Origin of the sequence: Embleya sp. NPDC008237, assembly GCF_042956465.1 — a bacterium.
Classification (GTDB): Bacteria; Actinomycetota; Actinomycetes; order Streptomycetales; family Streptomycetaceae; genus Embleya.
The window spans coordinates 710,956-725,536 of sequence record NZ_JBIBGL010000003.1 but is presented as its reverse complement, the minus strand read 5'-3'; the positions used below and the strand labels follow the sequence as shown (position 1 = coordinate 725,536).

The window sequence follows — 14,581 nt, the reverse complement described above, 5'->3', positions numbered from 1 at the left end:
CCGCGGTCCGGGCGACCCGCCGAACGAGTCGCCCGGAGGATCCCGTCGTACGCTAGCCGGAAAACCTATTACACGGTAGCTTTGTTATCGCGACGTAACATACACCTCGACAGGCTCCCGCCGGGACACGGCAGGATGACCACATGGACGCACAACCGGAGGACCTCCCCGTCAACCCGCCGACCCCGAGCCGGGCCGCCCGGGCCAGACCACGCGGCCGCGGATACGCGTCCGGGGATGCCCGACGCACCCGCATCCTCAACATCGCGCTCCAGGAGTTCGCCGAGAACGGCTACCGCGGCACCTCGCTGGCCCGGATCGCCGAGCGCGCCGAACTGACCCAGGCCGGCCTGCTGCACCACTTCCGCAGCAAGCAGGAGCTGCTGATGGCGGTGCTCGACCTGCGCGACCGGATGGACATGGAGCATCTGGACGTGGGCGTGCTTCCGCTCGGTGGCGAGGCGGCCCTGGGCAAGCTCGCCGAACTCGCCGAGCACAACCGCAACATCCCCGGGCTGGTCCAGCTCTTCACCGTGCTCACCGGCGAAGCGGTGACCACCGACCACCCCGCACACGACTGGGCCCAGGACCGCTACGCGGTGCTGCGTTCGAGCATCACCGCGTCGCTGGAGGCCGGCCGGGCATCCGGCGAGCTGCGCGCGGACGTCGATCCGCCCGCGGTCGCGGCGCAGGTCTTCGCGATGATGGACGGCCTGCAACTGCAATGGCTGCTCGACCCCGAACGCGTGGACATGGCAACGCTGTTCCGCGACTACGTGGAGCACCTGCTGCGCCGCATCCGGGCCTGATCCGAGCCCGACCCGAGCCCGGCTACGCGGTCGTGCCCTCGCCCGCGGTCAGCTCGCGCAGCACCGCGCCCAGGTCCCAGTTGGACAGGCCGGCCAGCGCCTCGCGGAAGACGGTGAGCCCGAACAGATCGCCCCGGGCGGTCATCCGACCGGTGGCCAGTGCCTCGCGCGGCGCGTGCCGGTCGTTGAGCAGGATCACCCGGCGCGCGGTGTCGTAGTCCATGTGCACCACCAGATCCGGACCCGGCAACAACCCCGGGCGCACCAGCACGCGGCCCTGGAAGACGTCCAGGTGCAGCTCGGCCGGGTCGTCCCGCTCCGGCACGTCGCTCACCACGATGTCCACGATCGCCGGATGCGACGTGCGCTTCTCCGGATCGGGCGTGATCAGCCGGCTGAGCCGGGACACCGCCGCGATCCACGCGTCCGACATGAACGGGTGCCGATCGAGCGCGGGCTCCTCGTCGCCGACCGGCTCCGGCCCGCCCCGGGTCGGCTCGGGCTCCTCGCGCAGCACCTTCCCGAGCTCCTCGCCGAGCCGACGCGCGGCCGTACGGCGCATCGCCCGGGCCAGCTCGGCCTCCACCGCCCGCAGCGCCAGCGGTCGCATCCGGCGGATCATCTCCGCCGTCTCGTCCGCGTCGCCGTCGGCGGGCAGCAGATGCGACTCCATCAGCCGACCGAACCCCTCGGACACGTGCTCCATCGCCGCACGCAACATCCGCAGCTGCTCGGTGACCGCGGCCACCGGTACGCCGGCCGCGTGCAGCTCGGCGCCCACCGCGAGCTCGCGCGGGCTGGGCACCCGGAACACGGTCAGCGAGTCGTCCTCGGGTTCGAGCAACCCCAGCCGCACCGCCCCGGCGAGCGCGACCGGATCGGACAGGCCGCCGAACATCGCGATCAGCTCGGCCCGGGTCATCCGCTCCGGCGTCTCGTCGCTCCACGGCCCGCTCGCCTCGGCGACCAGCCCGAGCACCGCGCCGAGACTGCGCCCGCCGTCCCACGCGTCGAGCAGTTCCTTGATGCTCACCAGGCTGTAGCCGCGCTCCAGCAACTGGCCGATCAGCCGGAGCCGGCCCAGATGGCCGTCGTCGTACAGGGACACCCGCCCCTGTCGCCTCGGCCGCGGCAACAGCCCGCGATCCTGGTACGCGCGTACATTGCGTACGGTCGTGCCCCCCTCGCGGGCGAGGTCCTCGATCCGGTACTCCGCCAACCTCGTGCCTCACGATCCTCGTGCCCCGTGTCCGCGGCCAACGTAATGCAGATGTGTTCGAGGTTCGATGCGGATCCGATCGAGGTTCGATCACGGGACGCCGGGAAAGGCGCCGGAAGACACGGAAAACGAGCGGCGAGATCACGGCGGAGCCCGGATCGCGCGCGCGGGGACCGTCAGGGAATCACCACGACCGGTCGCTTGGCGTGCTTGACCAGGCGGCACGCGACCGAACCGAAGATCCGGCTGGCCAGCCCGGTGGACCCGCCGACCACGATCGCGTCGGCGGTGAATTCGCGCGCGACGTCCTCGATCTCGTGGCAGATGTCGCCCCCGCGCTCGACCAGGATCCACGGCACGTCGCTGAGGTGATCCGCGCAGGCCAACTCCAGGCCAAGGGCCTCGGAGCGGCTGTCCGGCACGTCGATGAAGACCGGCGGCTCGCAGCCGGCCCACACGGTGGCCGGAATCCGGTTGGCCACATGCACGATCACCAGCCCGCCGCCGAGCCTGCGCGCCATGCCGGACGCGTACGCCAAGGCACGTTCACTGGACTCGGACCCGTCGAAACCGACCACGACGGGATGTTGGAACGCGGGATCGCGCTGATGAGGAGAGTCGGGACGGAGCAACGGAGTGCCGTCCGGAAGGTCACTGAACTCGAAAGCAGCCATGGGAATCGGGCGTCTTTGCTGTGGAGGGGCGCCTCGGGGCTTCCTGGTACCAGATTACTGCGCCGACCCGCACATTCGAAGTGTCGACCGGGGTTCTCCCGGACAAAAACGACACCACGACGCGTGCAGGTCGGGGCTTGGTGAGGTTCGCCGGACCACGCACGGGGATGGCGCCCCCGACAAAGCCTCGGCGAGACACGCACATTAGCCGGACAACGCCGTGAATGGGGAGACCCGGGCAGCCGTGTGGGTGATTGTGATCCGGTCGCAGTCGGTTCCCGGCACTCACCGAGGGCGGTCGGCGGCCCGGTTCGGGCCGGTCGCCGGGCTCGTTCGGGCCGGCCGCGGAGGCTGTACGGGGCGGCTTCGGGCCCGTTCGAGGGTGCGCGCTGACGCCGCAGGAGGGAACGGGCGTTACCCCGGGCCCCGCCCGAGCGTTGGTCAGGACGACACCGTGCGTCCGGGCGACCGCGTCGAAACGGGCGGCGATCCGCAGGTTGGACGCCGACCCTCCCTCACGCCGACCCGCGCCGCGGCGCCGACGTCGAACCTGTCTGACGGCCCGTCACGCGCCGGGCCGTCGGCGGGTTCGACGTACTCCCGGACGCGCGTGCTCGTCGGCGGCCTCCACTCGTCCGCCGGCGGGCCGGTTCGCGGGCGCTCACATGGTCAGCAACACGCCTCCGTAGGCCGCGCCGGCGATCAGCACCCAGGACGCGAAGCCCAGGAGCAGCGCCCGCCAGCCGGTGCGCACCAGCCGATTCAGGTCGACCATGCTGCCCAGGCCGAACAGTGCGGCAGCCAACAGCAGGTCCTGCGCGGTGCCCGCGACCTCCAGCGCCGAGGTCGGCAGCAGACCCGTGCTGCGCACGCCGACCATGGCCAGGAAGCCGACCACGAACAGCGGCATCAGGGCCGGCCGCCGCGCCCCCGCACCCCCGGTGTCGCCCGCTCGCGCGGCCCGGCGGCGCAGCGCGTACCCGGTGCCCACCACGATCGGCGCGAGCAGCAGCACCCGCATCAGCTTGACCACCACCGCGGTGTGCAGCGCGACCGGCCCGGCCACGCCGCCGGCGGCGACCACCTGGCCGACGTCGTGCACGCTCGCGCCGACCCAGCCGCCGTACCGCACCGCATCCAGGCCCAGCGGCGCCCGCAGCAGCGGCAGCGCGACGATCGCCAGGCTTCCGCACAGCGTGACCAGCGCGACGGCGGTGGCCACGTCCTCCTCGTCGCTGTCGCTGACGCCGTTCATCGCGGCCACGGCGGAGGCGCCGCAGATCGAGAAGCCGGTCGCGATCAGCAGCGGTTGATCACCGGGCAGACCGATCCGCCGCCCCAGCCACCGGGTGCCGAAGAAGGTCAGGACGACCACCCCGATCACCATCGCCACCGGCGCGAAACCGAGTCCGACGATGTCGCCGAGGGCGAGCTTGAGGCCCAGCAGCACCACCCCGGCGCGCATCAACCGCTTGCCCGCGAAGCCCAGCCCCGGCGCGGTCGCGGCGGGCAGCGCGCGCACGTTGGCGGCGAGGATGCCCAGGGCGACGGCGACCGTGAGCATCGGCAGGCCGGGCCAGAGCCGATGCGCACCCCAACTCGCGGCCACCGCGAGCACCGCCGCGAGCAGCCCCGGCCACAATCGCGGCTTCGCCGGCTCGGAGCCGGCCGAAAGCTGCGTGTGGTGCGTGCGGTGCGCGGCGGTCAGGGTCATGAACCCCACCCTCGACCCGGCGCACTCGTCCGGGTAGCGGTCGATTGCCTGGTAGGTCATAGGGTTTGGCTATGACCTCGCCGGCGCGCCCCTCGGACCGACTGCCCGACCTGTACACGCTCGAACTGCTCGTCGCGGTGACCGAAAGCGGCAGCCTGGGCAGCGCGGCCCGCCGGTTCGGCATCAGCCAGCCCTCGGCCAGTGCGCGGATGCGCACGCTGGAGCGGCGGCTCGGGGTGCGCCTGCTGGAGCGCAGCACCACCGGCTCGGTGCCCACCGCCGCCGGTCTGGTGATCACCGACTGGGCCCGCGGCGTGCTCGACCAGGCGCACGCGCTCGTGGAGGGGGCGGCCGCGCTCAAGGCCCGGCAGGAGGACCGGCTGCGGGTCGCGGCGAGCCTGACGGTGGCCGAACACCTGGTGCCCGGGTGGCTGACCGCGCTGCGCGAGGCGGTGCCCGGAGTGCACGTGGGCCTGCAGGTGACCAACAGCCTGCACGTGATCGAGGCACTGCGGGCGGGCGAGGCGGATCTGGGCTTCGTCGAGGGGCCGTGGGTCCCGCGCGACCTGCAGTCCGCGGAGGTGGGCCGGGATCGGCTCGTGGTGGTGGTCGCGCCGACGCACCCGTGGGCCCGGCGGCGGCGCCCGATCGCCGCAGCCGAGTTGGCCGCGACGCCGCTGCTGCTGCGCGAGGCGGGTTCGGGCACCCGGGAGACGCTGGAGCGGGCCCTCGCCGCCTATGACGGAGTCGCCGTGCCGGCGCTGGAGTTGGGCGCGACGGCGCCGTTGCGCTCGGCGGCGATCGCCGGGTCCGCGCCCGCGGTGTTGTCCGATCTCGCGGTCCGCGAGGACCTGGCCGACGGGCGTCTGGTGGCCGTGCCGATGGCCGATCTGCCCGCCCTCGACCGGATCCTGCGGGCGGTCTGGCCGCGCGGTCGGGAACTGCCGGAGGCGGCCCTGCACCTGCTGCACGCGGCCCGCAGGCGCCCCGGGGCCTGACGGCTCCGGCAAATGTCGACAAGTTCCGCGATGTGACCACCGTCACAAACACGCATATCTACATAACGTCACGTAGAGAACACCATGCATAGACAAGGTAAGAGAGAGTAAGTTCCGATCTTGGGTTACGTGAGTGACGCCTGTGACCTACTGGGGCGTGAGGGGTGAAGGGGGCGATCGGGGCCATGAGCAGGATCGACAGCCGTAAGGACCGGCGACGAGGGCGAGCCCGCGTGGTCGATGCCGACCACCCGGCCGAGATCGCCGCGATCGACGGCGTCGATGCCGTCCCGGTCGGCGATGCGGACGCGGTGGTGATCGTCGCGGCGTCCACCGTGCTGTCCGAGGCTCCGCCCGAGAGCGACTCGATCGAGGACGACGGCGACCTCACCGACGACATCGACTTCGACGGCGAGTACGACCCCGACGCCGAGGGCGTCCTGGCTCCGGGACGCGAGCGCCCGCTGCTCGGTCGACGTCGCCCGGACACGATCGCGGTGTTGCTGTTCGCGAACTCGCCGATCCTGGAGAGTTCGATCCCGATATCGGTGTTCGGGGTGGATCGACGCGACGCCGGCGTACCGAACTACCGATTACTGGTGTGCGCGGCCGAACCCGGACCGCTCCGCACCACCGGCGGCGTCGAACTGATCGCGCCGTACGGCCTCGACGCCCTCGCCCGGGCGGGCACCGTGATCGTGCCCGCGTGGCACTCGCCGTCCCGGATGCCACCGCCGCCCGTGCTGGAGGCGCTGCGCCGGGCGCACCGCGAGGGAGCCCGGATCGTCGGCCTGTGCGGCGGCGCGTTCGTGCTCGCCGCGGCCGGCCTGCTGGACGACCGTCCGGCGACGACGCACTGGATGTACGCCCCCGCGCTGGCCAAGCGCTACCCGAAGGTCCGGGTCGACCCCCGCGAGCTGTACGTCGACGACGGTGACATCCTCACCAGCGCCGGCACCGCGGCCGGCATCGACCTGTGCCTGCACCTGGTCCGCCTCGACCACGGCCCGGACGCGGCCAACGCGCTCGCCCGCCGACTGGTCGTGCCCGCCCACCGGATCGGCGGTCAGGCGCAGTACATGGACTTGACCCTGCCCGAGGAGATCAGCGGCGACCCGCTGGCCACCGTCATCTCGTGGGCGCTGGAGAACCTGGCCGAGCGCTTCGACATCGAACAGTTGGCGACTCGCGCGTACATGAGTCGGCGCACCTTCGACCGGCGTTTTCGCACCCTCACCGGCAGCGCTCCGCTGCAATGGCTGCTCACCCAGCGGGTGCTCCAGGCCCAGCGGCTGCTGGAGACCACGGACCTCCAGGTCGAGGAGATCGCCCGCCGTTGCGGGTTCCGCTCGCCGGTCGCGCTGCGCGGACATTTCCGCAAACAACTGGGTGTCCCGCCGGCCTCCTATCGGGAGACCTTCCGCACCCGCAGCCCGGAGGAGACCGGCGACGAGGAGGTGTGTGCCCGGGCCGTAGGGTGACCCTATGAACGACCGCTTGGTCTGGATCGACTGTGAGATGACCGGACTCGACCTGTCCCGGGACGCGTTGGTGGAGGTGGCGGCCCTCGTCACCGACTCCGAGCTGAACATCCTGGGCGACGGTGTCGACGTCGTGATCCGCCCGCCCGCCGAGGCGCTGGCCGGCATGCCCGATGTGGTGCGCAAAATGCACACCGCTTCAGGTCTGCTGGAGGAGCTGGAGGCGGGCGTCAGCCTGGCCGAGGCCGAGGCCGAGGTGCTCGCCTACATCAGGAAGCACGTCCCGGACGGGCGCAAGGCACCGCTGTGCGGCAACTCGATCGGCACCGACCGGGGCTTTTTGGCCCGGGACATGCTCGACCTGGAAGCCTTCCTGCACTATCGGGTGATCGACGTCTCCTCGATCAAGGAACTGGCCCGCCGCTGGTATCCGCGGGTCTACTTCCAGAGCCCGCCGAAGGCCGGCAACCACCGCGCGCTGGCCGACATCCACGAGAGCATCGAGGAACTGCGGTACTACCGCGAGGCGATCTTCGTCCCGGACCCCGGTCCGGACAGCGACACCGCCAAGGCGATCGCAGCCAAGTACGGCCACAAGCCGGCCGAACACGCGTAGGCCGTGTCCGGCGGATCCTGGTGCCGCCGCCGAACCGAGCCCGGAATCGACGCCGCGCGGGGCGCCGGATCGGCCTCGCGGAAACCCTGCGGCGAGCAGCCTCCGCGAGCCTGTACACTTTTCCTCGCCGGGACGGAACGCCCCGGCGATGGTGGGTGTAGCTCAGCTGGTAGAGCACCTGGTTGTGGTCCAGGAAGTCGCGGGTTCAAGTCCCGTCACTCACCCCAGACGAGGTCCCGAGGCACGCGAGTGCCTCGGGACCTCGCTCGTTGTGCGCCGGTTGTCGCCTCGATGTGCCCGATGTCGCCGTTCGCGTTGTGTGCGGCGCCGCGTGCGGCGTAGCGTGCGGTCACCTGAGGGTTACGCATGCGTCATCGGGAGGGTTTCGATCATGAGCACCGGCGAGTCCGAGCAGCCGTCGCGGCAGCAGTTGGACGACGAGAAAGCCGCGCTGTACGCCATGGACATCAGCGGTGTCACGTGGATCGGCTACGGCGAGGACACCACCGGCGAAGGCATCGTGGAGACCGCCGAACTGCCCGGTGGGGGCATGGCGATGCGCAACTCGATCCACCCGGAGGGGCCGATCCTGCGGTTCACCGAGGGCGAGTGGACCGCGTTCGTGCTCGGGGTGCGCGACGGCGAGTTCGACCTGGACCGGCTCGCCGAGCCGCTGCCGGAGCAGCGCGGCTGACGACTTCGCCGAGATCTGCTCCGGGCGCCGTCCGGCGCCCGCCCGGCGGCTGACCTGACGCTTCGTCAGGCCGGCGGGCTCGAGGGCGTCATCCGTTTCGCCCGTTTGGCAATCCGTGTACCGGTTATCCCTCGGTGGACGCCCCACCGACGAGGGAGATCCGTGTCCACAACCACCTCCGGGGTGGAGATCAGCGCGGTCGGCCTGGCGGCATCGGGACCGGACGGCACGATCTTTCGCGACGTCCGGCTGACCGCGCCCGCGGCGGGCCTGACCGTGCTCGTCGGGCCCGCCGGCGCCGGCCGCACCTCGCTGCTGCTCGCGCTCGGCGGCCGGTTCCGCACCGACGCCGGCAGCGTGACGGTCGCGGGCAGCCGCAGCGCCGCGACCGCCCGGGCACACACCGCGGTGGCCCGCGCCCGCCCCGGCCTGGACCTGGAACCCCACCTGTTCGTCGCCGAGACGGTCGCCGAGCGCCGGGCCGTCGGCGGCGGCCGGCCCACCGAACCGGCGCTGGCCCGGATGTACGAGTTGTTGCGGATCGACCCGCCCGACCGGGTCCTGGTCGAGCACCTGGCCGCGGTGGACCAGTTGTTGTTCTCGGTCGCGCTGGCCGCGGCCGACCGGCCCGGCGCGGTCCTGGTCGACGACGTGGACAGCGGTATCGCGGGCGCCGACCTGCTGCGCGCGTGGCGGGCCCTGCGCGAGTTGGCCGACACCGGCATCACCGTCGTCGCCACCGCGACCGATGCGCCGCGCGGCGCCGACGTGGTGGTGGATCTGCCCGGACACCACCTGTACCCGAGAGGCGGTACCGCCTGATGGGTGTGCTGCGCCTGGCCTGGCTCGAACTACGGCGCTTCCGGGGCCCGTTGCCCCGGCTGGTCCCGGTCATGCTGATGCTGGTGCCGACCCTGTACGGCGCGCTGTACCTGTGGTCCAACTGGGACCCGTACGGCCGGCTGAACCAGGTTCCGGTCGCGTTCGTGAACGAGGACCGGCCGGTGGACGTGCGCGGGCAGCACATCGACGCGGGCGGCCGGCTGACCGAGGTGATCCGCACGGACGAGAACTTCAAGTGGAAGGTCACCGACGCGAAGCAGGCCCGCAAGGGCCTGGAGGACGGCGACTACCACTTCGTGGTCACCGTGCCGCCGGACTTCAGCGCGACGCTGGCCACCACGGCGTCGGCGCAGCCCAGGCAGGCGAAGTTGTTGATGACGCTCGACGACGCCAACGGCTTCATCATCGGCAAGATGGCCGAGGTGGCCAAGACCCGCCTCCAGCAGCAGGTTTCGGCCACCACGCAGAGCACGCTGGTGCAGCAGCTGTACGGGCAGACCGGGGAGCTCAAGGACCAGCTGGCCCGATCCGCCGACAGTGCGCGGCAATTGGCCGGCGGCGTCGGTACCGCGCCGCCGGATCAGCTCCGGGAGGGAGCCGAGCAGCTCGCCGGCGGCCTGACCCGGTTGAACGAGGCGGTGCCGGCTCCACCGCCGGCGCAGGCCGCGGGCGAGGACGCGCGGGTGCTCGGCGCGCCGGTGACGATCGAGGTGACGAACCTGCATCCGGCGGATCTGTACGGCCGCGGGTTGGCGCCGTTCTTCTTCGGCATCGCGCTGTGGGTGTTCGGGCTGGTCGGCTTCCTGCTCCTGCGGCCGTACAACCCGCATGCGCTCGCGGGGCGTGCGGGCGCGGTCAAGGTGGCCCTCGCCGGCTGGTTGCCCGCCGCCGCGCTCGGCCTGGCGGGTGCGTTCGTGTTGTACGCGGTGGTGCAGCTCGGGCTCGGACTGGATGCCGACGATCCCGGACTGAGCCTGTTGTTGATCGCCCTGGCGGCGGTCACCTTCGTGGCCATTGCGCAGTTCCTGCGGGCCGCGCTCGGCGCGGTGGGGGATGTGCTGATCCTGGTCCTGCTGATGCTCCAGCTCACCTCGTGCGGCGGGTTGTATCCGGTCACCACGACGCCCGAGCCGTTCCAGGCGCTGCATCCGGTGCTGCCGATGACGTACCTGGTGAACGGTCTGCGGGTCACCCTCACGGGTGGTGAAGGGGAACGATTGGCGGTCGCCTTCGCGGTCCTCGGCGGGTATCTGGTGGTGGCGCTGATCGCAACCGTGTTCGTGGTCCGGCATCGGCGGATGTGGACGATGGCGTCGCTGAAACCGGCCGTGGAGTTGTGACCACGCACTACCGATGGGTCAATTCGCTCCCCCGTACGGTTGTACCCGGGGAGCGCAACCACGCCCGCTCCGTGCACGTCGCCCACAATCAGGGGGTACCGCGGGTTTGCCACCTGTGGTGGAGGAGGGAGAATCAGCGGCGATGAACGAGCAGGAGATACAGAAACTGAGGGCCGAGGCCGAGACCCGGGTGCGGGAACTCGGGCCCGAGCACCCCGGTTCGCTCGACGCGCGCGCCGCGTGGGCCCGGGTGGTCGGTGACGAGGGCAGGCCCGCAGAGGCCGCTCGGATGTTCGGCGAGCTCGCGGGTGACTACGCGCGCGTGCTCGGCCCGCAGCATCCCGACACGCTCCTGGCCCGGCACAACCATGCCTACTGCCTGGGGTTGTCCGGGAATGCGGTCACCGCCGAATCGCTGGCGCGCGACGTCGCGGCCGACTGTGTCCTGGTGCTCGGTCAGGACGATCCCGAGACGCTCAACGTGCGTGCCGGGTGGGCCCGATGGATCGGCGAGTCGGGCGACGCCGCGGGCGCGGCGCGGATGTTGCGGCCGATCGTGGAGGAGGCGACCGACGCGCTCGGGCCGGTGCATCCGGACACGCTGACCATCCGACACCAGCACGCGCACTGGGTGGGCCGTTCCGGCGAGACGATCCAGGCTGCCCGGTTGATGGCGGCGATCGCGGACGAGCGCGGCGAGGTGCACGAGCCGGACGACCCCGCGGCGTTGACGGCGCGGCACGACCGGGCGATGTGGGCGGGCGAGGCCGGCGACGTGTCGGTGGCCCGGGACGCGCTGATGCACCTCGTCGAGGACGCGACGCGTGTGCTGGGGCCGGACCACCACGACACGTTGGTGATACGGCACAATCACGCGCACTGGACCGGCGAGTCCGGCGACCCGCTGGGCGCCCGGACGTTGCTGACCCAGCTGGTCGCGGACTGTACGCGGGTGCTCGGCGAGCAGCACCCGGACAGCGAGAACGCCCGACGCGGGCTGATGTGGTGGACCTACGGGCCCAAGGCCAACGACCCGGCGCCCACGTTCGCCACGGCGGTGGGCAACAGCTCGGTGCGGGCGGGGCGGCCGGCGAAGGAGCCCAAGCCACCGAAGCCGCCGAAGCCGGCAAAGGCGGCGAAGGTGCCGAAGCCTGCTCGACCGGCGAAGGCGAAGCGGCCGGAGCCGGCCGGGGAGGCCGGCGGGCCGATTCCGTCGGCCGACGTCGCGTCGCCGTTGCCGGCCGCATCGGCCGCGCCGACCGAGGTGGTCTCGGTCGGGTCCGGGGCCGGTGGCGTCGTAGCGCCGCCGCCCGCGGAGCCGGACGGGGACGTCACCGCGTTCGCGCCGGTGGCCGGGCTCACCTCGGACACCGAGGAGAACGCGGCGGTGTCGGCCGGGTCGGCGGCGCCGGCCGCGCGGCCCCTCGCGACCGAGGAGACGGCCCCGGAGCCCGCTTCGGGTCGGCCGGCCGGGGCATCCGCATCCGCGCGGGACGAGACGCCGGAGAGTGCGGTGACTCGGGTGTCGAGCGTGGCGCCCGACGACGAGCCGACGCACGTGAGTCCGCCGGCTCGGCCGACGTCGGCGCCGGCCGGTGCTGCTTCGGCCGGCTCGGCGGATGAGGTCACCCCGGTCGGGGAATCGGCCGGGGGACGCGACGAAGAGCCGGACGAGACACCAGGCGAGAGGGCCGGCGAGAAGAAGTAGTCGCGAGACGAAGTGGGTCACGACGTGTGGGGCGCCGGCGGAGTCATCCGCCGGCGCCCCACACGCGTGTTCGGTCGGCCGTCGCGGCCGGTTCGTCCGACCCGGCGCTCGGCCGGGCGAAGTGCGCGGCGGCGGGAGCCGTTCGCCTGTGTCCGCCGACCGATCGTGCGTGTCCGCCGACGTGGTTCCGGCCGGGAACCTTGCGCCCGTAATGATCACTTGAGGCCGTCATATGTACGCAACCTGTTCGAAACGGGGAAAGGTCAGGATGCAGGACAGGTAATGGAGGAGGTGTCGCGTGTTGTACCGACTGAGGGTGTCGCTGCCCGATCGGCCCGGATCGCTCGCGCGGGTCACGCAGTTGCTGGGTGCGGCGGGCGCCGACGTGATGCAGATGACCGTGCTCGAACAGCTCGGCGGCCGTGCGGTCGACGAGTTCACGCTCTCCTGGGGTGGTGAGCGGGACATCACCGCGCTGATCGCGGCCATGGAGCGCTCGGTGGGGGTTCGCGTCGAGGGCTGCTGGGCGGCCGGCGAGGTGCCGGGATCCGCGCCGGAGCTGGACGTGCTGGGTCAGGTGGCGCGCGATCCGGGACGGGCGGTGGCCACCCTGATCGACGCGGCGCCCACGCTCTTCCACGCCGACTGGGCGGTCGCCACGCGCGGCGGACGCGGCCGGCAGTTGGTACACCAGAGTTGGCGGGCCCCGGAGGCGCCGGCGCTGCCCGCGCTCACCCCGATGCGGCCGCTGGCCTTCGCCTACGAGGGTGACGCGATCGGTCACGGCGCGGCGGCGCCGATCGGCGCGTCCTGGCTGACCCTGTACGTGGTCCGCCACGAGGGCCCCGCCTTCCACCGCACCGAACTCGAACGCCTGGGTCGCATCGTGGACGTCGCCCTGGGCGTCCTCGGCGAACGCGGCGCGGCAAAGGCCGCGGGCGGCACCGTGTAGGAGCCCGGTCGGGCGTGTCCCGTGCCGCCTACATGCCCATGCCCGGCACCATGCCCGACGCCCCTTCCGCGCCGCCCTCGCGGGTTTGGGATGCCCGGGACGGGAACCATTCGCGGCTATTCGGCGTGTAACGATCGGAACAACTATGATTGTGTAATTGTGCGCGCACTTCGGGCATCGAGCCGAGCGCACATCGAGCGCGGGGGCCCGACGAAGGCGACGACGACGTGCAGGACAAGGATGGGACGTCCCCGGCGGCCGACGCCGTCCCGGGGGCGTCGGGCGGGGAGCCGGGGCCGGGAGGCCCGGGTCGTATAGAACGGCGCGTCCGGGATCGGCGGCGCCGTCGCCGTCGCATCCTCGCGTGGACCGCCGCGGGGCTCGTCACCGTGCTGCTTGCCGCCGGGGGCTTCGGCTGGTGGTTGTACGACCGTCTCAACGGCAACATCCGCACCCAGGACTTCGCCGACCAGCTGACCGATCGACCGCCGCCCACCGGCGGGATGAACGTGCTGCTCGTGGGCTCCGACTCGCGCGCCGGCGACAACGCCGAGTACGGCCGGGACGAGGGCGGCACCCAGCGTTCGGACACCACGATCCTGCTGCACGTGCCGGAGGGGCGGAAGACCGCGATCGCGGTCAGCTTCCCGCGTGACCTGATGGTGAACGTGCCCGCCTGTCGGACCACGGCGGGTGGCACCCAGCGCGCCTACTTCGGCCAGTTCAACAGCGCGATGGAGGTCGGTGGCGTGCCGTGTGTGGCGGCCACCGTGGAACGGCTCACCGGCGCCCGCATCGACCACCAGATCACCGTCGACTTCACCGGCTTCAAGAAGGTCGTGGACGCGCTCGGCGGTGTGCCGATGCACATCGACCAGCCGATCGACGACAGTGCCGCGCATCTGCAACTGCCCGCGGGCGACGTCAATCTCGACGGCGAGCAGGCGCTCGGCTTCGTGCGGGTGCGCAAGAGCATGGGCGACGGCAGCGACATCCAGCGCATCGCCCGTCAGCAGGAGTTCCTCAAGGCCCTGATCAAGAAGGTCCAGGACGAGAACCTGCTGACCAACCCGGCCAGGGCGTACAACGTGATGGATGCCGCGACCAAGGCGATCACCACCGACTCCGGGATCAACTCGCTGGTCAGCCTGTACGACTTCGCCAACGGCCTGCGCGGCATCCCGTTGGACCGGATCGAGTTCACCACCACACCGCTGATCGACTACGCGCCGGACCCCAACCGGGTCGCGCTCAAGCAGCCCGAAGGGGCCCAGTTGTTCACCCGGCTTCGCGACGGTGCGCCGGCGCCCGTCCCGCCGGCGCCCGGAACGGCTGCGCCGGGTAGCACGAATCAGGGCACTGCGGGACGTTAACCGTCACCCGGCCGTGACCCCTGGTCGTTGAACTGTACGGTGCAGGGGTCCACCGACGACGCAGCGTCCGGGCCCTCGGGGCAGACCCGGTAATGGGGCCGCCCGCGACGCTTTACGGTGGACTCGCGAGGGTGCTGGGTGCGGACCGAGGGGCTGGTGG

Annotated in this window: 13 protein-coding genes and 1 tRNA gene; 11 read left to right on the top strand and 3 right to left on the bottom strand. The window is 71.9% G+C overall.

Translation table 11 applies throughout. The annotated features are described in order from the left end of the window. Positions 1–143: 143 nt before the first annotated feature. Positions 144–809, top strand: coding sequence for a TetR/AcrR family transcriptional regulator (locus ACFZBU_RS10090; protein ID WP_391582989.1), 666 nt, complete (start codon positions 144–146; stop codon positions 807–809). Positions 810–831: 22 nt separating this feature from the next. On the opposite strand, the gene ACFZBU_RS10085 is transcribed toward ACFZBU_RS10090, so the two are convergent. The 3 genes from ACFZBU_RS10085 to ACFZBU_RS10075 all read right to left on the bottom strand — a co-directional run bounded on the left by ACFZBU_RS10085 (position 832) and on the right by ACFZBU_RS10075 (position 4,476). Beyond that, entirely contained in the window at positions 832–2,028 is a 1,197-nt protein-coding gene (locus ACFZBU_RS10085) for a MerR family transcriptional regulator (RefSeq protein WP_391582988.1), read from the bottom strand. A gap of 176 nt (positions 2,029–2,204) precedes the next feature. Further along, positions 2,205–2,702: a universal stress protein gene (locus ACFZBU_RS10080; RefSeq protein ID WP_020550635.1), complete on the bottom strand. Its 498-nt coding sequence runs from the start codon at positions 2,700–2,702 to the stop codon at positions 2,205–2,207. A gap of 661 nt (positions 2,703–3,363) precedes the next feature. Next, entirely contained in the window at positions 3,364–4,476 is a 1,113-nt protein-coding gene (locus ACFZBU_RS10075) for a YeiH family protein (RefSeq protein WP_391582987.1), read from the bottom strand. Positions 4,477–4,487: 11 nt separating this feature from the next. On the opposite strand from ACFZBU_RS10075, the gene ACFZBU_RS10070 reads away from it, so the two are divergent. The 10 genes from ACFZBU_RS10070 (at position 4,488) to ACFZBU_RS10025 (ending at position 14,421) form a co-directional block, all read left to right on the top strand. Beyond that, positions 4,488–5,414 (top strand): LysR substrate-binding domain-containing protein, encoded by a 927-nt coding sequence (locus ACFZBU_RS10070; protein ID WP_391582986.1) that lies wholly within the window; start codon positions 4,488–4,490, stop codon positions 5,412–5,414. A gap of 185 nt (positions 5,415–5,599) precedes the next feature. After that, positions 5,600–6,895 (top strand): GlxA family transcriptional regulator, encoded by a 1,296-nt coding sequence (locus ACFZBU_RS10065; protein WP_391582985.1) that lies wholly within the window; start codon positions 5,600–5,602, stop codon positions 6,893–6,895. Between the two features lie 4 nt (positions 6,896–6,899). After that, positions 6,900–7,511 carry an oligoribonuclease gene (gene orn, locus ACFZBU_RS10060; protein WP_391582984.1) on the top strand — a complete coding sequence of 204 codons (612 nt, stop codon included), beginning with the start codon at positions 6,900–6,902 and terminating at the stop codon, positions 7,509–7,511. Between the two features lie 151 nt (positions 7,512–7,662). Continuing rightward, positions 7,663–7,738, top strand: a tRNA-His gene (locus ACFZBU_RS10055). A gap of 164 nt (positions 7,739–7,902) precedes the next feature. Next, a complete protein-coding gene (locus tag ACFZBU_RS10050; RefSeq protein WP_020550640.1) occupies positions 7,903–8,205 on the top strand; it encodes a DUF397 domain-containing protein in 303 nt (100 codons plus the stop codon). 162 nt (positions 8,206–8,367) lie between these two features. Then, entirely contained in the window at positions 8,368–9,027 is a 660-nt protein-coding gene (locus ACFZBU_RS10045; RefSeq protein ID WP_391582983.1) for an ATP-binding cassette domain-containing protein, read from the top strand. After that, a complete protein-coding gene (locus ACFZBU_RS10040) occupies positions 9,027–10,388 on the top strand; it encodes a YhgE/Pip domain-containing protein (RefSeq protein ID WP_391582982.1) in 1,362 nt (453 codons plus the stop codon). The genes ACFZBU_RS10045 and ACFZBU_RS10040 overlap by 1 nt, the downstream gene beginning before the upstream one ends. A gap of 142 nt (positions 10,389–10,530) precedes the next feature. Next, on the top strand, positions 10,531–12,096 hold the full coding sequence (locus ACFZBU_RS10035) for a tetratricopeptide repeat protein (RefSeq protein WP_391582981.1): 1,566 nt from the start codon (positions 10,531–10,533) through the stop codon (positions 12,094–12,096). A gap of 298 nt (positions 12,097–12,394) precedes the next feature. Beyond that, entirely contained in the window at positions 12,395–13,048 is a 654-nt protein-coding gene (locus ACFZBU_RS10030; protein WP_391582980.1) for an ACT domain-containing protein, read from the top strand. A gap of 389 nt (positions 13,049–13,437) precedes the next feature. Then, a complete protein-coding gene (locus ACFZBU_RS10025; RefSeq protein WP_391582979.1) occupies positions 13,438–14,421 on the top strand; it encodes an LCP family protein in 984 nt (327 codons plus the stop codon). Positions 14,422–14,581: the final 160 nt, after the last annotated feature.

Excerpts from the sequence above, each read along its gene's own strand:
- ACFZBU_RS10035 (WP_391582981.1), top strand. The coding sequence starts at position 10,531 with ATGAACGAGCAGGAGATACAGAAACTGAGGGCCGAGGCCGAGACCCGG.
- ACFZBU_RS10090 (WP_391582989.1), top strand. The coding sequence starts at position 144 with ATGGACGCACAACCGGAGGACCTCCCCGTCAACCCGCCGACCCCGAGC.
- ACFZBU_RS10075 (WP_391582987.1), bottom strand. The coding sequence starts at position 4,476 with ATGACCTACCAGGCAATCGACCGCTACCCGGACGAGTGCGCCGGGTCG.
- ACFZBU_RS10040 (WP_391582982.1), top strand. The coding sequence starts at position 9,027 with ATGGGTGTGCTGCGCCTGGCCTGGCTCGAACTACGGCGCTTCCGGGGC.
- ACFZBU_RS10080 (WP_020550635.1), bottom strand. The coding sequence starts at position 2,702 with ATGGCTGCTTTCGAGTTCAGTGACCTTCCGGACGGCACTCCGTTGCTC.
- ACFZBU_RS10050 (WP_020550640.1), top strand. The coding sequence starts at position 7,903 with ATGAGCACCGGCGAGTCCGAGCAGCCGTCGCGGCAGCAGTTGGACGAC.
- orn (WP_391582984.1), top strand. The coding sequence starts at position 6,900 with ATGAACGACCGCTTGGTCTGGATCGACTGTGAGATGACCGGACTCGAC.
- ACFZBU_RS10070 (WP_391582986.1), top strand. The coding sequence starts at position 4,488 with ATGACCTCGCCGGCGCGCCCCTCGGACCGACTGCCCGACCTGTACACG.
- ACFZBU_RS10065 (WP_391582985.1), top strand. The coding sequence starts at position 5,600 with ATGAGCAGGATCGACAGCCGTAAGGACCGGCGACGAGGGCGAGCCCGC.